This window comes from Actinokineospora pegani (assembly GCF_009745975.1).
Classification (GTDB): Bacteria; Actinomycetota; Actinomycetes; order Mycobacteriales; family Pseudonocardiaceae; genus Actinokineospora; species Actinokineospora pegani.
In genome coordinates, this window is the sequence record NZ_WHOL01000117.1 from 178380 (window position 1) to 198902 (window position 20523).

Below are 20523 nucleotides of genomic sequence, written 5' to 3' on the forward strand. Positions count from 1 at the left end.
AAGCCTAGGTCGTGTTTCGAAAGCCGCTGTCCGCGGCTCGACCTAGGGGGGAAGGCTACTGCGGCCTGGTGAGCAGACGGTGTGCAGAGTACTTTTTCCCCACTTCGTCACAGTGCGGCCACGAAGGTGGTGGCTCAACGCGTCCGCTCGACCACATACCGTGTCAGCAGCGCCAGCGCGTCGCGCGCCGGTCCGGTCGGCAGGACCTCCAGCTCCGCCATCGCCCGGTCCACATAGGTGTCCAGGGTGCGGCGGGCGCGGTCGAGGCCGGTCGACTTGCGCAGCCGGATCAGCGCCTCCTCGACCAGGTCGTCGTCGTGCAGGGGGCCTGCGAGCAGCTCGGTCAGCCGCGGGTCCTCGTCGTCCTCGAGCGCGTAGAGCATCGGCAGCGTGCGCACGCCCTCGCGCAGGTCGGTGCCCGGCGTCTTGCCGGACTCGTGCGCCGGGGAGGCGATGTCGATGACGTCGTCGGAGATCTGGAAGGCCGCGCCGATGATGTCGCCGACGGCGACCAGCGCGTCGGTCTGCTCGTCGGTGGCACCGGAGAACATGCCGCCGTAACGGCCGGAGGTGGCGATCAGCGAGCCGGTCTTCTGCGCGATGACCGACAGGTAGTGCTCCACCGGGTCGTCGTCGCGGGGGCCGACGGTCTCGCGCATCTGCCCGGTGACCAGTTCGCGCATGGTCTCGGCGATGACCTTGGTCGCCCGCGCGCCCAGGTCGGCCACCAGCATCGAGGCGTGCGCGAACAGGAAGTCGCCGGTGAGGATGGCGATGGAGTTGTCCCAGCGGGCGTTGGCGCTGGTCTCCCCCCGGCGCATGGTGGCCTCGTCCATGACGTCGTCGTGGTACAGCGTGGCCAGGTGCACCAGCTCGACCGTGGCCGCCGCCGTGACCACCTTCTCGTCGATCCCGGAGCCGACCTCGGCCGAGAGCAGGGTGAACAGCGGGCGGAAGCGCTTGCCCCCGGCCTTGACCAGGTGCAGGGCCGCCTGGTCGACGAAGTCGACGTCGCTGTGCACGATCGACCGGAGCAGGTCCTCGACCTGGGCCAGGCCGCCGACCACGCGCTCGATCAGCTCCGGGTCGGCCGAGTCGAGCCCGAGCGAGGCGGGCAGGTCCGGCTGGGCGGAGTTCTCGGTGGCTGTCACGGCGGGGCACTCCTGATCAGGTGGGGCATGCTGCGCGAACGAGCGTACTTTGCCCGGGTGCCCGCCCACCGCGCGCAGGTGTCCCGGCCCGGGCCGACGTGGTCTAAGCCACAAGCGCCCCTGCCGACGACAGCGGGGCCGGGCGCCCGTGGTGGGTGCCCGGCCCCGCCGGTGGTGCGGTGGCCGCTACCGGCCTGCGAACACCCCGCCCGCCGCCCAGTCCAGGGCGAACGAGGGAGCCAGGCCCAGCAGCAGGGTGACCAGGACGCCCAGGGTGATGGCCGCGGTGGTGAAAGCGCCGGGCACGGTCACCGTGGGGCCGTCGGCCGCGGGCTCGCTGAAGTACATCAGCACGATGACCCGCAGGTAGAAGAACGCCGCCACCGCCGAGGCGATGAGGGCGACGACCACCAGCGGCGCCATCCCGTCGTCGATCGCGGCCTCGAACACCACGAACTTGCCGACGAACCCGCTGGTCAGCGGGATGCCCGCCAGGGCGAGCAGGATGAAGGTGAACACCCCGGCCACCAGCGGCGAGCGCTTGGCCAGGCCCGCCCACTGCGACAGGTGCGTCGCCTCGCCGGAGCCGTCGCGGACCAGGCTGACCACGCCGAACGCGGCCAGCGTGGTGAAGCCGTAGGTCAGCAGGTAGAACAGCGTGGCGGACAGGCCCTTCTCGGTCAGCGCGATGGCGCCGATGAGCAGGAAGCCCGCGTGCGCCACCGACGAGTAGGCGATCATGCGCTTCACGTCGGTCTGGGTCAGGCCCAGGATCGCGCCGATGACCATCGACACGATCGCCACGCCCCACAGGACGCCGCGCCACTCCCAGCTCGTCGACTCGAACGCCACCTGCAGCACCCGCAGGATGCCGCCGAACGCGGCGACCTTGGTGCAGGCGGCCATGAACGCGGTGATCGGGGTCGGCGCGCCCTGGTAGACGTCCGGGGTCCAGGTGTGGAACGGGCCGACCGACGCCTTGAACAGCAGGCCGACGACCAGCAGGCCCATGCCCGCGAACAGCAGCGTGTCCGACCGGTCGCTGCCCGCGGTGGCCGCGCTGATCTCGCTCAGCCGCACCGATCCCGCGTACCCGTAGAGCAGCGCGACGCCGTAGAGGAAGAACGCCGAGGCGAACGCGCCGAGCAGGAAGTACTTGACCGCCGCCTCCTGCGAGAGCAGGCGACGGCGCCGGGCCAGGCCGCACATCAGGTACAGCGGCAGCGACAGCACCTCGAGCGCGATGAACATCGTCAGCAGGTCGTTCGAGGCGCAGAAGATCATCATGCCGCCGAGCGCGAAGAGCGTCAGCGGGAAGACCTCGGTCTGCATGCCGGTCGCGGTGACCTGCGCCCGGTCCTGCACGGTGCCGGGCCGGATGGCCGCGGTGGCCACGAACGCGCCGCCCGGCTCGACCGAGCGGTCGGCGATGAGCAGCACCGAGCCCAGCGCCAGCGCCAGCAGCGTGCCCCACAGGAACAGGGCGGGCCGGTCGACCACGAGGGCGTCGAAGATCGCCGTCTCACCCCCGGCCGGGGCGTCGGTCAGGTAGGTCGCCAGCGCGACCCCGGCCCCGGCCAGGGCCAGCAGCGACAGGATGACTTGCGCGGGCCAGCGCTGGTGGCGCGGCAGGAAGGCCTCGAACAGCACGCCGACGCAGGCCGCGCCGAGCACGATAAGGACCGGCCAGACCGCCGTCAGCGCGGGCGGGTCGATCGAGAACTCCGGTGCGGGTGCGGGCGCCAGGGGGCCGCCCCCCTGCGCCAAGAACAGGGCCGAGGACATCACGGACACTGCAGCTGCCTCTCTGCGGACTGGACCGGGTCGGTCTGGCCCGCCGCGCACATCGTGGCGTCCACTGAGGGCTGCACGGTGGCGAGGACGGGCTTCGGGTAGAGCCCCAGGCCGACGATCAGCAAGACGAGCGGGGCCAGCACCCACTTCTCCCGGCTGTTCAGGTCGAGGATCTTCTTCGTCTCCGGCTCGGTCGCGACGGCGACGCCGCCACCGCCCTCGACCGTCGCGGGCGCGGCCCCGCCGGTCGCGCCCACGAGCGCGGCGCCGCGCAGCGGGCCCTGCATGATCCGCTGGTAGAGCCAGAGCACGTAGAGCGCGGCGAAGACCATGCCGACGGTGGCGATGATCGTGTAGACCGGCGCGTTCGGGTACGAGCCGACGAGCACCAGGAACTCGGAGATGAACGAGCTGGTGCCCGGCAGCGACAGCGACGCCAGGCCCGCGATCAGCAGCGTCCCGGCCAGCAGCGGGGTCAGCTTGGCCATGCCGCCGTAGTCGGCGATGCGCGACGAGCCGCCGCGCGCGATGACCATGCCGATGACCAGGATCAGCATGCCGGTGGCGATGCTGTGGTTGACCATGTAGGTCACCGAGCCGGTCATCGCCTGCGAGCTGAACGCGAAGATGCCCAGCGCGATGAACCCGAAGTGGGCGATCGAGACGTAGGCCACGAACCGCTTCATGTCCGACTGGCCGACCGCGAGCAGCGAGCCGTAGATGACTCCGGCCACCGCGAGCACGAGCACCAGCGGGGTGAGCGCCTCGCTGGCCGCCGGGAACAGCGGCAGCAGGTAGCGCAGGAACCCGAAGGTGCCGACCTTGTCCAGGATGCCGACGAGCAGCACCGCGACGCCGATGGGCGCCTCGGCGGTGGCGTCGGGCAGCCAGGTGTGCAGCGGGACCAGCGGCGCCTTGATCGCGAAGGCGATGAAGAAGCCGAGGAACAGCCAGATCTGGGTGGACAGCGGCGCGTCGCTGACGGTCTGGACCAGGGTGGCCCAGTCGAAGGTGCCCTGGCCGCCGAGCTCGTCGGCGCTCATCACGTACAGCGCGATGACCGAGGCCAGCATGATCAGGCCGCCGAGGAACGAGTACAGGAAGAACTTCACCGCCGCGTACTGCCTGCGCGCCCCGCCGTAGGAGCCGATCAGGAAGTACATCGGGATCAGCATGATCTCGAACAGCACGTAGAACAGGAACACATCGGTCGCGGCGAACACGCCGACCGTCAGCGCCTGCTCCAGCAGGATCAGCGCGAAGAACCCGCCCGCGGTGCGGCCCTCGGGCAGCTTCTCCGCCCAGCCCGCGCCGATCACCAGCGGGACCAGCAGGCCGATGACGGCGATCATCACCAGCGCGATGCCGTCGACGCCGAAGGAGATGTGCACCCCGAACGCGGGGATCCAGTCGAACGAGAAGTGCTGCTGGATGCGCGCGCCGTCGGGCGCGTAGGCGATCCAGGCGCCGATGGCGAGCGCGAACTCGGCCAGCGAGAAGCCGAGCGCGGTCAGCTTGGCGACCCGGTCGTTGCCGCGCAGCCCGGTGACCACCGCCGCGCCGACCAGGGGCAGCAGCAGGAGCGCTGCCAACAGCCACGAATTCGAGGACGAAGTCACGCGAACCTCACCACCAGCAGTGCGGCGACCACCAGGATCGACCCTCCGAGCATGGACAGCGCGTACGAGCGGACGAACCCGGTCTGGGTGCGGCGCAACCGGCCGGAGCTGCCGCCCAGGCCCGCGGCGATGCCGTTGACCAGGCCGTCGACCCCGCGGTTGTCCACGTAGACCAGCGCCCGGGTCAGCCAGGTGCCCGGGCGGGCGAACAGCGCCTCGTTGAGGTGGTTGCCGAACAGGTCGGCGCGCGCGGCGCGGACCGCGAAGGTCACCCGCTGGGGGCGCTCGACCGGCTGCTCGCTCCGGCCGAAGATCAGGTAGGCGATGCCCGCGCCGATCGCCGAGATGGCGACGGCCAGGATGCCGACCATGGTGTGCGAGAGCGCACCGTGGGTCTCCTGGACCTCGCCGATGGCGGGGACGAGGAAGTCCGGCAGCACCATCGACAGGATGAAGCCGCCCGCGACCGAGCCGACCGCCAGGATGATCATTGGGACGGTCATCGTGGTCGGGGACTCGTGCGGGTGGTAGTCCTTGCCGTCAGCGGACTTGAGGCCGGTCCAGCGGGCCTTGCCGAGGAAGACCAGGATCAGCAGCCGGGTCATGTAGAACGCGGTCAGGCCCGCGCCCAGCAGCGCCACGCCGCCGAAGATCCAGCCGCGCGGGCCTTCCTGGCCGAGCGCGGCGTTGATGATCTCGTCCTTGGAGAAGAACCCGGACAGGAACGGGAAGCCGATGAGCGCCAGGTAGCCCAGCGTCCAGGTCCAGAACGTGATCGGCATCTTCTTCCACAGCCCGCCGAGGCGGCGGATGTCGCCCTCGTCGTTCATGGCGTGCATGACCGACCCGGCGCCGAGGAACAGCCCGGCCTTGAAGAAGCCGTGCGTGATCAGGTGCAGGATGCCGAAGGCGTACCCGGCCGGGCCGAGGCCCACCGCCAGGATCATGTAGCCGATCTGGCTGACCGTCGAGTACGCCAGGACCTTCTTGAAGTCGTCGTAGGCGCAGCCGATGACGCAGCCGATCAGGATGGTGACCGCGCCGATGATCATGACGACCAGTCGGGCGTCCGCGGCCTGCGGCAGCGAGTAGATCGGGCTGGAGCGGGCGATGAGGTAGACGCCCGCGGTGACCATCGTCGCCGCGTGGATCAGCGCGGACACCGGGGTCGGGCCCGCCATCGCGTCCGGGAGCCACGCCTGTAGCGGGAACTGGCCCGACTTGCCGCAGGCCCCGAGGAGCAGCAGCAGGCCGATCGCCACGATCAGGCCGGTCGGTGCGTCGCCGACGGCGGCGAAGACCTCGGTGTACTGGGTCGACCCGAAGTTCTTGAACATCAGGAAGATCGCCAGCGCCAGGCCGACGTCGCCGACGCGGTTCATCAGGAACGCCTTCTTGGCCGCGGTGGCCGCGAAGTCCTTGCCCTGGTACCAGCCGATGAGCAGGTAGGAGGCGAGGCCGACGCCCTCCCAGCCGAAGTAGAGCGTCACGAAGCTGTTGCCCAGGACCAGCAGGAGCATGGCCGAGACGAACAGGTTCAGGTAGGCGAAGAACCGCCGCCTGTCCCGCAGCTCGTGGTTCATGTAGCCGATCGAGTAGATGTGGATCAGCGATCCGACACCGGTGATCAGCAGCACGAAGGTGATCGACAGCGCGTCGATCCGCAGCCCGAAGTCGATGACGAGCTGGTTGACCGAGATCCAGTCCCACAGGTGCAGGTTGTGCTGCTGGGCGAAGTCGGTTCCGAAGAACGTGACCACGGCCAGTGCGAACGCGGCGATGACGGTGCCGCTGCCGAGCAGGTGCCCCCACTTGTCGGTGCGCCGCCCGCCGATCAGCAGGACCGCGGCGCCGAGGGCGGGCAGCGCGAGCAGCAGCCACGCCGCGCTCGCTGCCCCGGAGGCGTCGACGACACCCTCCGCGAGAGTTGTAGTCACCAGGTTTCCTTCCACCGCGGCCGCCTAGTACTTCAGCAGGTTGGAGTCGTCGACCGAGGCCGTCCGGCGGGTGCGGAAGATCGACAGGATGATCGCCAGGCCGACCACGACCTCGGCCGCGGCGACCACCATGACGAAGAAGCCCATGACCTGGCCGTGCAGGTCGCCGTTGAGCCTGGCGAAGGTCACCAGGGTCAGGTTCACCGCGTTGAGCATCAGCTCGATGCACATGAACACGACGATCGCGTTGCGCCGCACCAGCACGCCGACGGCGCCGATGGTGAACAGCAGCGCGGAGAGCAGCAGGTAGTACGTCGGCGTCATTCCGCCTCCTCCTCGCGGGGCGCGAGCGCGCGGGACTCGGCCTGCGGACCGGTGCCCGCGACCGACTTGCGCTCGGCGTCGAGCTTGTCGGCCGCGGTCGAGTCGATCAGCCGGGACAGCGACTCCGGGGCGACCGAGCCGTCAGGCAGCAGTGCCGGGGTGGCCACCGAGTGCGACGTGGCGAACACGCCGGGGCCGGGCAGCGGCGACGGGCGGTCGTGCTCGCCGCGGAAGCGGGCCTCGACCAGTTCCTTCTGCGTCTTGCGGCCGCGGGTGTGCCGGTCGACGTAGCCCAGGATCATCGCGCCGACGGCGGCGGTGATCAGCAGCGCCGAGGTCAGCTCGAACGGGAACAGGTAGTCGGTGAAGATCAGCCGACCGATGTTGCCGACGTTGCCGGGGCCGGTGGCGGCGTTCTCCTCGGCCAAGCCCTGGTCGCTGACGCCCTCGAGCGAGCGGGCGAGCGCGGCCACGATGAGCACGGCGAGCCCGACGCCGAGGACACCCGCCCACAGCCGCTGGCCGCGCAGCACCTCGACCACCGAGTCGGAGGCGTCGCGGCCGACGAGCATGAGCACGAACAGGAACAGCATCATGATCGCGCCGGTGTAGACGACGATCTGCACGAGGCCCAGGAACGGGGCCTGCTGGACGATGTAGAGGCAGCCGAGCGACAGCATCGTCATGACCAGGAACAGCGCGGAGTGCACGGCGTTGCGGGCGAAGACCATGCCGAGGCCGCCCGCGAGGGCGACCGGGCCGAGGACCCAGAACGCGACGGCCTCACCGGTGCTGAGCGTGGCCGACTGCTGGGCGAGGTCCTGCGCGAGGATGAGGGCGGCGCTCACTTCGTCCCCTCCTCGCGCGCGAGCTGCGGACCGTTGACGTAGTAGTCCTGCTCGTTGTCGCCGAGGCGCATCGGGTGCGGCGGCTGCTCCATGCCCGGCAGCAGCGGCGCGAGCAACTGCTCCTTGGTGTAGATCAGCCGCTGGCGGTCGTCGTCGGCCAGCTCGAAGTCGTTGAGCATGGTCAGCGACCGGGTCGGGCAGGCCTCGATGCACAGGCCGCAGCCGATGCAGCGCAGGTAGTTGATCTGGTAGTCGGCGCCGTAGCGCTCGCCGGGGGAGAACCGCGCGTCGTCGGTGTTGTCCCCGCCCTCGACGAAGATCGCGTCAGCGGGGCAGGCCCACGCGCACAGCTCGCAGCCGACGCACTTCTCCAGCCCGTCCGGGTGCCGGTTGAGCTGGTGGCGGCCGTGGTAGCGGGGCGCGGTGCCCGGGAAGTTCTCCGGGTACTCCTCGGTGACGACCTTCTTGAACATCGTCCCGAAGGTCACCCCAAACCCCTTCAAGGGGTCGAAGATGCTCACTGGTCGGTCTCCTTCTCGGCCGCGCCAACCGACGCGGTCTGGCGCTTGCGGCGCTGCCTGGCGGGCTTGGCCAGCTCCGCCTTGTCCGGCACCACCAGGTCCAGCGGCGGGATGGGGTAACCGCCGCCGGTGACCGGCACGCGGTCCTCGTCGTCGGGCACCGAGCGCTCCGGCAGCAGGAAGCTGAGGCCGATCAGCACGACCAGCACGATGCCGCCCGCGGTGAGGATGGTCCCCGCGGAGATGTCGGCCTCGTTGCGGAACGCGCGCAGCGCCACCACGAGCACGATCCAGACCAGGTTGGCCGGGACGAGGACCTTCCAGCCCAGCCGCATGAACTGGTCGTAGCGCAGGCGGGGCAGCGTGCCGCGCAGCCAGATGAAGAGGAACAGGAAGATCAGCGTCTTGCCCAGCCACCACAACATGGGCCACCAGCCGGTGTTGAACATGTTGTCGTTGATCGCCGACAGCGGCCACGGGGCCATGTACCCGCCGAGGAACAGCGTGGTGCAGAACGCCGAGACCATGACCATGTTGACGTACTCGGCCAGGAAGAACAGGGCGAACTTCATCGACGAGTACTCGGTGTGGAAGCCGCCGACCAGCTCCGACTCGGCCTCGGGGAGGTCGAACGGGGCGCGGTTGGTCTCGCCGACCATCGAGATCACGAAGATGACGAAGCTGGGGATCAGCAGGAAGAAGTACCAGCCGTCCGCCTGCGCGTCGACGATGTCGCCGGTGGACATCGAGCCGGTGTAGAGGATGACCGCGACCAGCGACAGGCCCAGCGCGATCTCGTAGGAGATCACCTGCGCCGCCGAGCGCAGGCCGCCCAGCAGCGGGTACGGCGAGCCGGACCCCCAGCCCGCGAGCACGATGCCGTACACGCCGACCGAGGAGCAGGCCAGCGTCACCAGCACACCCACCGGCAGGTCGACGAGCTGCAGCACCGTGCGCTCGCCGAACATCGAGACCTCGGGCCCGAACGGGATCACCGACAGGGCCAGGAACGCCGGGATCGTGGACAGGATCGGGGCCAGGAAGTAGACCTTCCGGTCCGCGGAGTCCGGGATGACCTGCTCCTTGAACGGCAGCTTCAAGCCGTCCGCCAAGGATTGCAGCCAACCGCCGGGGCCGACCCGGTTGGGACCGGGCCGGTTCTGCATGCGGCCGACGACCTTGCGCTCCATGACGATCATGAACAGGGTCATCAACATGCCGATGAGCAGCAGTGCGACGGCCTTGACCAGGATCAGCCAGAGCGGGTCGTCCGCGAGCAGTTCTGCCCTGGTCATGCGTTGCCTCCAGCGTGGACCGTGCCGACTCCCAGACCGACCACGTCGCCGTGGCCTGCGCCGAGCACCCGGCGGGTCGCCGAGCCGGGCGAGTTCGCGGGCAGCCAGACCACGCCGTCGGGCAGGTCGGCGATGGCCAGCGGCAGCGTGAGCGAACCGCGGCCGGTGGACACCTCGACCGGCGCGCCCGAGGTGAGGCCGAGGCCGCTGGCGGTGGCGGCGGACAACCGCGCGACCACGGGGCGGGCGGTGCCCGCCAGGTGCGGCTCGTCGTCCTGCAGCGAGCCGGCGTCCAGCATCATCCGCCAGCTCGCCAGCACGGCCTGCCCGGGGCCGGGGGCGGCGGGGGCGGCCGCGGTGGTGGCCGGGGCGGGCGCGGTGCGCGCGGTCGAGCCGAGCCGGGCCCGGTCCGCGGCGCTGGCCGCCGGGGTCTGGGTGAACAGGTCGACGTCCATCTCGACCGCCAGCGAGTCCAGCACCCGGCAGTCCGGCAGCGCGCCGGTGCCCTCCAGGGTGTTGCCGAACTCGCGGACCCGACCCTCCCAGTTGATGAAGGAGCCGGACTTCTCGACCGTCGGGGCGATGGGCAGCACGACGTCGGCGTGCGCGGTGACCGCGCTGTGCCGCAGTTCCAGGCTGACCACGAACCCGGCGGTGGTCAGCGCCCGCTCGGCGAGCTGCGGGTCGGCCAGGTCGAACGGGTCGACACCGCCGATCACCAGCGCGTCGAGCATGCCCACCGAGGCGGCCGACAGGATGCTGTCGGTGTCGCGGCCGGGGGCGGGCGACAGCGCGCCCGCGGCCAGGCCCCATGCCTGCTCGACCGCGGCGCGGGCCTTGTGGTCGCTGACCAGGCGTCCGCCGGGCAGCAGGGTCGGCGCGGCGCCGGACTCCAGCGCGCCGCGCTCACCGGCGCGGCGGGGGATCCAGGCGATCCGGGCCCCGGTGGCCGCGGCCAGCCGCAGCACCGAGGTGAACAGCCCCGGCACGGTGGCTGCGCGCTCGCCGACCAGGATGACCGAGCCCGTGCCCGCGAGGGCCATGACGACGCCCGGGTCGTTGTCGGACAGGCCGTCCAGGGTGGCGGGCTCGGCCCCGGGCGGGCAGGCCAGCAGGGTGCCGGAGGTCTTCTCGACGCTCGGGGTCGTCCACTGCCCCATGTGGAAGACCCTGGTCTTGTTCCTGCGGACCGCCTTGCGCAGCCGCAGGAACACGATCGGCGCCTCCTCCTCCGGCTCGAAGGCCACGCAGAGCACCGCGGGGGCCTGCTCGATCGCCGCGAAGGTCACGCCGGTCTCGGGGGTGGTCCCCACGACCGTCGAGGCCAGGAACTCCAGCTCCTCGGCCGACTGCGGCCGGGCGCGGAAGTCGATGTCGTTGGTCTTGAGCGCGATCCTGGCGAACTTGGCGTAGGCGTAGGAGTCCTCGGCGGTCAGGCGGCCGCCGGTGAGCACCGCGGCGCCCTTGCCCGCACGCGCCTTGAGCAGGCCCTCGGCCGCGACCTGCAGCGCGTCGGTCCAGCTCGTCTCGACCAGCTCACCGGTCTCGGCGTCGCGGACGAGCGGGCGCTTGACCCGGTCGGCCGCGCCCGAGTAGCGGAACGCGAAGCGGCCCTTGTCGCAGAGCCACTCCTCGTTGACCTCCGGGTCGTCCGCGGCCAGCTTGCGCATGACCTTGCCGCGCCGCCAGTCGGTGCGCTCCGCGCAGCCCGACGAGCAGTGCTCGCAGACGCCGGGGGTGGACACCAGGTCGAACGGGCGCGACCGGAACCGGTAGGCGGCGGAGGTGAGCGCGCCGACCGGGCAGATCTGGATGGTGTTGCCGGAGAAGTAGCTCTGGAACGGCTTCTCCTCGGCGATGCCGACCTGCTGCTGGGCGCCGCGCTCGAGCAGCTCGATGAACGGGTCGCCCGCGATCTGCGCCGAGAACCGGGTGCAGCGCTGGCAGAGCACGCAGCGCTCGCGGTCGAGCAGCACCTGGGTGCTGATCGGCAGCGGCTTGGGGAACGTCCGCTTGGTCTCGACGAAGCGGGACTCGGTGCGGCCGTGCGCCATCGCCTGGTTCTGCAGCGGGCACTCGCCGCCCTTGTCGCAGACCGGGCAGTCCAGCGGGTGGTTGATGAGCAGCAGCTCCATCACGCCCTGCTGGGCCTTGTCCGCCACCGGCGAGGTCACCTGCGTCTTGACCACCATGCCGTCGGCGACGGTGAGGGTGCAGGAGGCCTGCGGCTTGGGCATCGGCCGCCCGCCCACCTCCACCTCGACCAGGCACTGGCGGCAGGCGCCCGCGGGGTCGAGCAGGGGGTGGTCGCAGAACCGGGGGATCGTGATGCCCAGGCGCTCCGCGGTGCGGATGATCAGCTCGCCCTTGGGCGCGTCGACCTCGACGCCGTCGATGACGAGGCGGACGTGGCCCTCGGGGACTGGGGCCTTGTCCGTGGTGGGGTTCTCCGGCGCGATCGTCATGAGTGCGCTCCAGCCAGTGCGGGGGACGCGGTCGCGGCGTTCTGGTCGCCCGTGTTCTTCGCGCACAGCGCCAGGAACTCGTCCCGGAAGTACTTGATGCCACTGGTGATCGGGCTGACGGCACCGTCACCGAGCGCGCAGAACGAGCGCCCGAGGATGTTGTCGCAGATGTCCAGCAGCGTGTCGATGTCGCCCGGGGTGCCCTTGCCGTCGAGCATCCGCTCCAGGATGCCGGTCAGCCAGTAGGTGCCCTCGCGGCACGGCGTGCACTTGCCGCACGACTCGTGCTCGTAGAACTGGCTCCACTTCATGACCGCCCACGGCACGGACACGGTCTCGTTGAAGACCATGACCGCGGTGGTGCCCAGCATCGAGCCCGCGCCCGCGGCGCCCTCGAAGTCCAGTGGGACGTCGAGGTGCTCGGCGGTGAACATCGGGGTCGACGAGCCGCCCGGGGTCCAGAACTTCAGCGGGACGCCGTCCTTCATGCCCCCGGCCATCTCCAGCAGCTCGCGCAGCGTGGTGCCCAGCGGCGCCTCGAACTGGCCGGGGTTGGTCACGTGGCCGGAGATCGAGTAGATCTTCGGGCCGGGCGACTTCTCGGTGCCCATCGTGCGGAACCAGTCCGCGCCCCCGTTGACGATGAAGGGAACGCTGGCGATGGTCTCGACGTTGTTGATCGTGGTGGGCGCGCCGTAGAGGCCCGCCGCCGCCGGGAAGGGCGGCTTGAGGCGGGGCTGCCCGCGGCGGCCCTCCAGCGAGTCGAGGAGAGCGGTCTCCTCGCCGCAGATGTAGGCGCCCGCGCCCGCGTGCACGACGATCTCCAGGTCGAACCCGGAGCCGAGGATGTCGCGGCCCAGGTAGCCCGCGGCCTTGGCCTCGCGCACCGCCGCGTTGAGGCGGCGGATGCAGTGCAGGGCCTCGCCGCGCACGTAGATGAAGCAGTGGTGCGCGCGCATCGCGTACGAGGCGATGACGCAGCCCTCGATCAGCGAGTGCGGGTCCGCCATCATCAGCGGGATGTCCTTGCACGTGCCCGGCTCGCCCTCGTCGGCGTTGATCACCAGGTAGTGCGGCTTGTCCTCGTTGGGCGGCATGAACGACCACTTGACGCCCGCGGGGAAGCCCGCGCCGCCTCGGCCGCGCAGGCCGGACGCCTTGACCAGCTCGACGATCTGCTCCGGGGTGCCGCCCAGCGCCTTGCGCAGCGCCGAGTAGCCCTCGAGCTGCTCGTAGGTCTTGAGCGACCACGACGTCGGCGACAGCCAGCGCTTGGTCAGCACGGGCGTGACCGGAGCGGGCTTGTTGATAGTCGGCTCAGCGGTGGGATTCTGAGAGGGAGTGTTCGGGGTTGTCACTTCTTCTCCACCTCCGGCAGCGGGGCCTTGGCGGGGTACGGCTTGGCCGTCCACCCGCGGTCCTCGGCCAGCTTCGCGCCGCGCAGCGTCTCCACCGCGGCACTGGGACCGTCCACAGAGGCCCGGTAGTCGGCCTCGTCCTCGGGCCAGAACCCGGCCAGCTCCAGTTCCGCGGTGCGGAAGTCGCGCAGCGGCGCGCCGCGGGTGGGCGCGGGCTTCTCGCCCGCCCGCAGGGCGTCCACGAGCGCGACGGCCGAGTCCGCGGTCTGGTTGTCGAAGTACTCGTAGTTGACCTGGATGACCGGGCCGAGGTCGCAGGCCGCCAGGCACTCGGCGTGCTCCAGCGTGACCGAGCCGGGAGCGCCGGGCTCGCCGACGGTCTCGTTGTGGCCCAGCTTCTTGCCGTCCTCGCCCAGGTGCTCGCCGAGCTTGTTGTAGATGTCGTCGCCGCCCAGCGCCGCGCAGAGCGTGTTGGTGCAGACGCTGACCAGGTGCTCGCCGCAGGTCTTGCGCTTGTACATCGTGTAGAAGGTCGCCACCGCGGAGACCTCGGCCGGGGCCAGGTCGAGCTGCGCGGCGCAGAACTGGATGCCCGCCTGGCTGACCCTGCCCTCCACCGACTGCACCAGGTGCAGCATCGGCAGCAGCGCGGAGCGCGAGTCCGGGTAGCGCAGCACGATCGCGCGCGCCTTCGCCACGATGCCGTCGAAGACGCTCAGGTCCTCGACGAACTCGGTGACGAGGTGCTCGGCCGCGACCGGGGAGATGCCCAGGACGTCGGTGTCGCCCACCGTCTCCTGGTGCGTCGTCCCGGCGCCCACGCTGGAGCCGCCGTAGGTGGAACCGGTGTTGCTGCCGGTCATCGGTCACATCCCCCCATCACCGGGTCGAGCGAGGCGACGGCCGCGATGACGTCAGCGATCATGCCGCCCTCGCTCATCGCGGGCATGGCCTGCAGGTTGACGAAGCTGGGTTCGCGCACGTGCACCCGCATCGGGCGCGTGCCGCCGTCGGAGACGACGTGGTAGCCGAGCTCGCCGCGCGGGGACTCGACCGGCACGTAGACCTGCCCGGCCGGGACCTGGAAGCCCTCGGTCACCAGCTTGAAGTGGTGGATCAGCGACTCCATGGACTGGCCCATGATCTTGCGGACGTGCTCGAGGGAGTTGCCCATGCCGTCGGAGCCGATGCTGAGCTTGGCGGGCCAGGCGATCTTCTGGTCCTCGACCATCACCGGGCCGGGCTCGAGCTTCTTGAGCGCCTGGTTGATGATCCGCAGGCTCTGGTGCATCTCCTCGAGCCGCAGCAGGTAGCGCGCGAAGGAGTCGGCCGCGGTGTCCGTCGGGACCTCGAAGTCGTACTCCTCGTAGCCCAGGTACGGCTCGACCTTGCGCAGGTCCCAGGCCAGGCCCGCGCTGCGCAGCACCGGGCCGGTGATGCCCAGCGCGAGGCAGGCGTCGACCGGGAGGTAGCCGACGTCCTTGAGCCGGTTGCGCCAGATCGGCTGCCCGGTCAGGAGCTTGTCGTAGTCCGGCAGGCGCTTGTTCATCACCTGCAGGAATTCCTTGATCTTGACCTCGTAGTCGGCCGGGAAGTCCTGGGCGAGGCCGCCGGGGCGGATGAACGCGTGGTTCATCCGCAGGCCGGTGAGGTGTTCGAGCAGGTGCAGCGCTTCCTCGCGCTCGCGGAACCCGGAGGTCATCGCGGTGAGCGCGCCCAGCTCCATGCCGCCGGTGGCCAGCGCGACCAGGTGCGAGCTGATCCGGTTGATCTCCAGCAGGATGACCCGCAGGACCTGCGCGCGGCGCGGGGCCTCGACCCCGAGCAGCTTCTCCACCGCGAGGCAGTACGCGGCCTCGTTGGACAGCGGCGCCAGGTAGTCCATCCGGGTCACGAAGGTGACGCCCTGGGTCCAGGTGCGGTACTCGGTGTTCTTCTCGATGCCGGTGTGCAGGTACCCGATCACCGAGCGGGCCTGGGTGACGGTCTCGCCCTCGAGCTCCAGCACCAGCCGCAGCACGCCGTGCGTCGACGGGTGCTGCGGGCCGAGGTTGATGATGATCCGCTCGTCGTTGCTGGCGTCCTCGAGGACGTCGTCCCAGTCGCCGCCGGTGACGGTGTAGACCTTGCCCTCGGTGGTCTCGCGCTCCGGCGCGGGGAACGCCTCGGAGCGGCTGTCGCTGCCCTCGGGGCTGGTGTCGGTGCCGGTGGTGGCGTCGGAGAGGTTGTTGCCGGTGGTCACGAGTACGACCTCCGCTGGTCGGGCGGAGGGATCTCCGCGCCCTTGTACTCGACGGGGATGCCGCCGAGCGGGTAGTCCTTGCGCTGGGGGTAGCCGTCCCAGTCGTCCGGCATGAGGATGCGGGTCAGCGCCGGGTGGCCTTCGTAGACGATGCCGAACATGTCGTAGGCCTCGCGCTCGTGCCAGTCCGCGGTGGGGTAGACCTCCACGACGGACTGGACCGTGGGCACCGTGCTCGGCGCGCCTTCGGCGGCGGGCCAGTCGATGGCGACCTCGAGGCGGATGCGCCGCCGGTAGGTCATCGACGTCAGGTGGTAGACCGAGTGCAGCCGCTGCGGCACGTCGACCCCGTAGTCCACCCCGGACACCGAGCTGCACAGCTCGAACCGCAGCGCGGGCTCGTCGCGCAGCGCGCGGCACAGCTCCAGCAGGTGCTCGCCCGCGACGTAGAAGGTGATCTCGCCGCGGTCGACGGTGACCTGCTGCACCGCTTCGGCCGGGATCTCCCGGGTGGCCATGGCGGCGGCCAGGTCGTCGGCCAGCTCGTCGAACCAGCCGCCGTAGGGGCGCTCGGCCGGGGCCGGGGAGTACGCGGGGAGCTTGAGCCCGCCGAAGCCGGAGGTGTCGCCGGAGCCGGAGATGTTGAACATGCCCTGGCGCTCGCGGCCGGTGACCAGCGGGGCCTTGGCCTCCGCGGTGCCGGGGGCGGTGGCCTGAAGCCCCGCGTCGGGCTGCTGGGCGGAGGAGTCCTCGCCGCCGATCTCGCGGCCGGGGACGTCGGCCTTGGGCTCTTCTGGTGTGGTGGGTTCGTCAGCCATCGTCGGTCAGCTCACTTCTTCGCGAACTTCTTGGTGGAGGCGATCAGCTCGGTGCGGTGGCCCTGCTCGGCCAGCAGCGCCGCGCGGGTGGCGTTGATCGGCTCGTCGGCGATCTTGGCGTGCAGCTTGAGGATCGCGTCGATGAGCATCTCCGGGCGCGGCGGGCAGCCGGGCAGGTACATGTCGACCGGGACGATGTGGTCGACGCCCTGCACCACGGCGTAGTTGTTGAACATGCCGCCGGAGGAGGCGCACACGCCCATCGCCAGCACCCAGCGCGGCTCGGGCATCTGGTCGTAGATCTGGCGCAGCACCGGGGCCATCTTGTTGGTGACCCGGCCCGCGACGATCATCAGGTCGGCCTGGCGCGGGGAGGCCCGGAAGACCTCCATGCCGAAGCGGGCGAGGTCGTAGCGCGGCCCGCCGCTGGTCATCATCTCGATCGCGCAGCACGCCAGCCCGAAGGTCGCGGGCCACAGCGAGTTCTTGCGCGCCCAGTTGACCAGCTTCTCGACGCTGACCAGCAGGATTCCGTTGGGGATTTTCTCTTCGATGCCCATGACGCGTGCCTCCCGTCAGTTCCAGTCGAGTCCGCCGCGCCGCCACACGTAGGCGTAGGCGAAGCCGACCGTCGCGATGAACAAGAAGATCTCCACAAGTCCGAACAGGCCGAGGACGTCCGCGGTGACCGCGAACGGGTAGAGGAACACCATCTCGATGTCGAACAGGATGAACAGCATGGCCGTCAGGTAGTAGGCGACCGGGATGCGGCCGCCGCCGACGACGGGCTGCGGCGAGGGCTCGATGCCGCACTCGTAGGCCTGCTGCTTGGCCCGGTTGTAGCGGCTGGGACCGACCAGCGGCCCGAGCAGGGCCGAGCCGACCGCGAAGACCGCCGCCAGGGCGAACATCACGACCAGGGGCAGGTATACCCCCAGGTCCGACGACACGTCCGAAGATTGGGCTACGAGCATGACCACTCCGTCGTCCTTTCCCGCTTCCTCCGGCCGAACCCTATGGGGACCTGGTCGCACCACCTGTTGTTAGGCGGGCCTAACCGCGGCACCCGTACTCGCGGGCCGTCGCTTGTGAAAACATTCACAAGCCTGGGCAGGCGGTGTGGGTGGCTTCACAAGCAACCTGGGTCAGTGTAGGACGTCGCTCACAGGGGGTGAGGCGGGGTCCTCGAGTGAGGATTCTCATTGGGACTGGCTGGGTGGGTTCGCCAGTGCGGGTGTAGTGGCCCTGCGTGCCCTGGGGCCTTGCTGCGGCTGGGTGGGGGTGGGCCCCGAAGGGAGCTGGAGGGCTAGGCGCTGGGGGCCAGTTTGGTGGCGGCGACGATCACCTTGTCGAAGGCGTCGCCGTCCTTGGGGTCGTAGAGGCCAGCCAGGAGCTTGAGGACGAGCTTCATGAGGGTTTGCCTGGGCAGGCCGTACTTGGTGGCCACGCTCATGACGGTGGGGTTGCCGATGAGCTTGGAGAAGACGTTGCCCAGGCGGTAGTAGCTGCCCAGGGCCTGCTTCATGGCCACCGGGTAGCCCTCCAGTGCGCGTTCGCGGGCGGGGCCCTCGGGGCGGGCCAGGGCCTGGACGACGCACTGGGCGGCGATCTTGGCCGACTCCATGGCGTAGCCGATGCCCTCGCCGTTGAAGGGGTTGACCATGCCGCCCGCGTCGCCGACCAGGAGCATGCCCGCGCGGTAGTGGGGGGTGCGGTTGAAGCCCATGGGGAGGGCTGCGCCGCCGATCTTGCCCAGGGCGTTGTCCTCGCGGAAGCCCCACTCCTCGGGGGTGCCGTCGAGCCACGACGTCAGGAGCTTGCGGTAGTCGGTGGAGCCGAAGGCCTTGGAGGTGGACAGGATGCCCAGGCCGACGTTCACGGTGCCGTCGCCCATGCCGAAGATCCAGCCGTAGCCGGGGAGCAGCACCGGGTTCGCCGGGTCGGAGCGGTCCCACAGTTCCAGGTGGGACTCCAGGTAGTCGTCCTTGGAGCGCGGGGAGGCGTAGTAGCGGCGCACGGCCACGCCCATCGGGCGGGACTCGATCTTGTCCATGCCGACCGACAGCGCCAGGCGCGCGGACACGCCGTCGCAGGACAGGATCAGCGGGGCGCGGTAGGTGACCGGGGTGCGGTCCGGGCCCGTCTTGGCCTCGACGCCGGTGATGCGGCCGGTGCGGTCGTCGACGAGGGCGCCGGTGACGGTGGTGTGCTCCTGGAGGCGGGCGCCCGCCTGCTGGGCGGTGCGGGCCAGCATCTCGTCGAAGTCCTGGCGGGGGCGCACGACGCCGTAGGGCGGGAAGGTGGCCAGGTCTGGCCAGTCCAGCTCCAGGTTGACCCCGCCGCCGACGACGCGCAGGCCGCGGTTGTGCAGCCAGCCAGCTTCCTCGCGGGTGTCGATGCCGAGGTCGATGAGCTGCTTGACCCCGCGCGGGGTCAGGCCGTCGCCGCAGACCTTCTCGCGCGGGAAGGTCGACTTCTCCAGCAGGAGGACGTCCAGGCCCGCGCGGGCGAGGTAGGTCGCGGCGGTCGACCCGGCCGGGCCCGCCCCGACCACGATCACCTCGGCGTCCTCGCCCGGCTTGCGCCTGCTCTGCGGAGAAGTCGTCATGCGACCGAGTCTAGAGGGCGGCCTGCGGGGTGAAACGAGCGCGCGCCCAGGACCGATCCCGGTCGGAGACCGGCCGCGTCCCCACCGCAGGAAGGCCAGCCAGCACATGTCCGACCCGACCGACACCGAGACCCCGCCGCACGGCTTCGCCACGACCCGGCTGCCGGACGGGCTGCCAGTGGTGCGCCCGGCCAAGGCCGCCCGCTACACCACGTCCCTGCTGGTCATGGCCATGGTGGTGATCGCCGCACTGGTGGCCTGGCAGTCGTGGCGGTCGCTGCACCTGGTGCGCGACATCGCCGCGGGCGCGCCCGTGACCGCCGAGCAGGTGGACACCGCGCAGTCGCGGGCCGAGCTGCTGGCGTGGGCGTGGCTGGTCGGGCTGGGCGTGACGTGGATCGCGTTCACCTGGTGGCTGTGGCGGGCCAGGGGCAACGCCGAGCGGCTGTGCGCGGGCCGCCACCAGCTCGCCCGCGGGTGGGTCGTCGGGGCCTGGCTGGTCCCGGTGGCGAACCTGTGGTGGCCGCGGATGGTCGTCGCCGACGTGCGCCGCGCCAGCCACCCGGACACCCCGCCGCAGGGCCGCAACCTGCGCAAGGTCCGGCCCGGCCGGGCTGTCGACGTGTGGTGGGCGGCGCTGCTGGCCGCCAACGCCGTCGACCTGGTGGCCGTGTTCGTGCTGGACGAGGACTCGACCGAGGGCACGTTCCGGGCGCTGGCGGTGGCGAACGCGCTCAGCGCGGGCCTGGCCGGGGTCGCCGCGGTGGCCGCGCTGTGGTTGATGTTCCGGATCGACCGCTGGCAGACGGGGCGGGAGGCGGTCAGGGCTTGACGGCCTGGGGCTTGACGGCGCGGTGCAGGGCGACGACGCCGAAGGTGAGGTTGCGCCACTCCACCTCGGTCCAGCCCGCCTTGGCGATCAGCTCGGCGACGGTGCGCTGGTCGTGCCAGTCGCGCATGGACTCCGCCAGGTAGGCGTAGGCCTCGCCGTTGGAGGAGAACGGGCGCGTGATCATCGGCAGCGCCCGCAGCACGGTGTTGTGGTAGAGCCAGCGGATGGGGCGCAGCGGCGGCTGCGAGACCTCGCACACCACGAGCCTGCCGCCCGGCCGCACCACGCGCAGCATCTCCGCGAGGGCCGCCACCGTCGGGACCATGTTCCGCAGGCCGAAGCTGGCGGTCACCGCGTCGAAGGAGTCGTCGGCGAAGGGCAGGTGGAACGCGTCCGCGGCGACCCTGGGCACACCGCGGCCCGCGCCCGCGTGCAGCATCGGCAGCGAGAAGTCGGCGGCGACGCACCACGCCCCGGACCGGGCGTACTCCGCGGTGGACACGGCCGTGCCCGCGGCCAGGTCGAGGACCTTGTCGCCCGCCTTGGCGTCGAGCACCCGGCCGGTGCGCGCCCGCCAGCGGCGGTCGAAGCCCATCGTCATGACCGTGTTGGTGCGGTCGTAGCCCTTGGCCACCCCGTCGAACATCTCCGCGATGTCCTGGGGGTCCTTGTCCAAACCGGCGCGCGCCATACCCGGCAGACTACGAGGAA

Annotated in this window: 18 protein-coding genes; 1 reads left to right on the plus strand and 17 read right to left on the minus strand. The window is 70.7% G+C overall.

Features of this window, described 5'->3' with window-relative positions; all coding sequences use genetic code 11:
* Positions 1 to 134: 134 nt before the first annotated feature.
* From GCL84_RS24995 to GCL84_RS25070, 16 genes are all read right to left on the minus strand, one after another.
* The gene (locus GCL84_RS24995) at positions 135 to 1151 is read right to left on the minus strand and encodes a polyprenyl synthetase family protein (protein WP_156757989.1); all 1017 of its coding nucleotides are present in this window, start codon (positions 1149 to 1151) and stop codon (positions 135 to 137) included.
* 186 nt (positions 1152 to 1337) lie between these two features.
* Positions 1338 to 2936 (minus strand): NADH-quinone oxidoreductase subunit NuoN, encoded by a 1599-nt coding sequence (gene nuoN / locus GCL84_RS25000; protein WP_156757990.1) that lies wholly within the window; start codon positions 2934 to 2936, stop codon positions 1338 to 1340.
* The gene (locus tag GCL84_RS25005; RefSeq protein WP_456236907.1) at positions 2936 to 4540 is read right to left on the minus strand and encodes an NADH-quinone oxidoreductase subunit M; all 1605 of its coding nucleotides are present in this window, start codon (positions 4538 to 4540) and stop codon (positions 2936 to 2938) included. The genes nuoN and GCL84_RS25005 overlap by 1 nt, the downstream gene beginning before the upstream one ends.
* Positions 4541 to 4560: 20 nt before the next feature.
* Positions 4561 to 6501 (minus strand): NADH-quinone oxidoreductase subunit L, encoded by a 1941-nt coding sequence (nuoL, locus tag GCL84_RS25010; RefSeq protein WP_156757992.1) that lies wholly within the window; start codon positions 6499 to 6501, stop codon positions 4561 to 4563.
* Positions 6502 to 6525: 24 nt separating this feature from the next.
* Positions 6526 to 6825: an NADH-quinone oxidoreductase subunit NuoK gene (gene nuoK, locus GCL84_RS25015; RefSeq protein WP_156757993.1), complete on the minus strand. Its 300-nt coding sequence runs from the start codon at positions 6823 to 6825 to the stop codon at positions 6526 to 6528.
* Positions 6822 to 7673, minus strand: a complete 852-nt coding sequence (locus GCL84_RS25020) for an NADH-quinone oxidoreductase subunit J (protein WP_235926678.1) — start codon at positions 7671 to 7673, stop codon at positions 6822 to 6824. The genes nuoK and GCL84_RS25020 overlap by 4 nt, the downstream gene beginning before the upstream one ends.
* On the minus strand, positions 7670 to 8194 hold the full coding sequence (nuoI, locus tag GCL84_RS25025) for an NADH-quinone oxidoreductase subunit NuoI (RefSeq protein WP_156757994.1): 525 nt from the start codon (positions 8192 to 8194) through the stop codon (positions 7670 to 7672). The genes GCL84_RS25020 and nuoI overlap by 4 nt, the downstream gene beginning before the upstream one ends.
* Entirely contained in the window at positions 8191 to 9489 is a 1299-nt protein-coding gene (gene nuoH, locus GCL84_RS25030) for an NADH-quinone oxidoreductase subunit NuoH (RefSeq protein ID WP_156757995.1), read from the minus strand. Before nuoH ends, nuoI begins: the two co-directional genes overlap by 4 nt.
* Positions 9486 to 11954, minus strand: coding sequence for an NADH-quinone oxidoreductase subunit G (locus GCL84_RS25035; protein WP_156757996.1), 2469 nt, complete (start codon positions 11952 to 11954; stop codon positions 9486 to 9488). Before GCL84_RS25035 ends, nuoH begins: the two co-directional genes overlap by 4 nt.
* Complete coding sequence (gene nuoF, locus GCL84_RS25040; protein ID WP_156758114.1) at positions 11951 to 13264, minus strand: NADH-quinone oxidoreductase subunit NuoF; 1314 nt, start codon at positions 13262 to 13264, stop codon at positions 11951 to 11953. The genes GCL84_RS25035 and nuoF overlap by 4 nt, the downstream gene beginning before the upstream one ends.
* A 44-nt stretch (positions 13265 to 13308) precedes the next feature.
* On the minus strand, positions 13309 to 14175 hold the full coding sequence (locus tag GCL84_RS25045; RefSeq protein WP_156757997.1) for an NAD(P)H-dependent oxidoreductase subunit E: 867 nt from the start codon (positions 14173 to 14175) through the stop codon (positions 13309 to 13311).
* On the minus strand, positions 14172 to 15554 hold the full coding sequence (locus GCL84_RS25050) for an NADH-quinone oxidoreductase subunit D (protein WP_156757998.1): 1383 nt from the start codon (positions 15552 to 15554) through the stop codon (positions 14172 to 14174). Before GCL84_RS25050 ends, GCL84_RS25045 begins: the two co-directional genes overlap by 4 nt.
* On the minus strand, positions 15551 to 16372 hold the full coding sequence (locus tag GCL84_RS25055; protein ID WP_156757999.1) for an NADH-quinone oxidoreductase subunit C: 822 nt from the start codon (positions 16370 to 16372) through the stop codon (positions 15551 to 15553). The genes GCL84_RS25050 and GCL84_RS25055 overlap by 4 nt, the downstream gene beginning before the upstream one ends.
* An 11-nt stretch (positions 16373 to 16383) precedes the next feature.
* Entirely contained in the window at positions 16384 to 16932 is a 549-nt protein-coding gene (locus GCL84_RS25060) for a NuoB/complex I 20 kDa subunit family protein (protein ID WP_156758000.1), read from the minus strand.
* A 15-nt stretch (positions 16933 to 16947) separates the two neighbouring features.
* Complete coding sequence (locus GCL84_RS25065) at positions 16948 to 17346, minus strand: NADH-quinone oxidoreductase subunit A (protein WP_156758001.1); 399 nt, start codon at positions 17344 to 17346, stop codon at positions 16948 to 16950.
* A gap of 332 nt (positions 17347 to 17678) precedes the next feature.
* Complete coding sequence (locus tag GCL84_RS25070) at positions 17679 to 18980, minus strand: geranylgeranyl reductase family protein (protein ID WP_156758002.1); 1302 nt, start codon at positions 18978 to 18980, stop codon at positions 17679 to 17681.
* 106 nt (positions 18981 to 19086) lie between these two features.
* On the opposite strand from GCL84_RS25070, the gene GCL84_RS25075 reads away from it, so the two are divergent.
* The gene (locus GCL84_RS25075; protein ID WP_197523493.1) at positions 19087 to 19812 is read left to right on the plus strand and encodes a DUF4328 domain-containing protein; all 726 of its coding nucleotides are present in this window, start codon (positions 19087 to 19089) and stop codon (positions 19810 to 19812) included.
* On the opposite strand, the gene GCL84_RS25080 is transcribed toward GCL84_RS25075, so the two are convergent.
* Positions 19802 to 20503, minus strand: a complete 702-nt coding sequence (locus tag GCL84_RS25080; protein ID WP_156758004.1) for a demethylmenaquinone methyltransferase — start codon at positions 20501 to 20503, stop codon at positions 19802 to 19804. The two genes, GCL84_RS25075 and GCL84_RS25080, sit on opposite strands and share 11 nt — an antisense overlap.
* Between the last annotated feature and the right edge of the window lie 20 nt (positions 20504 to 20523).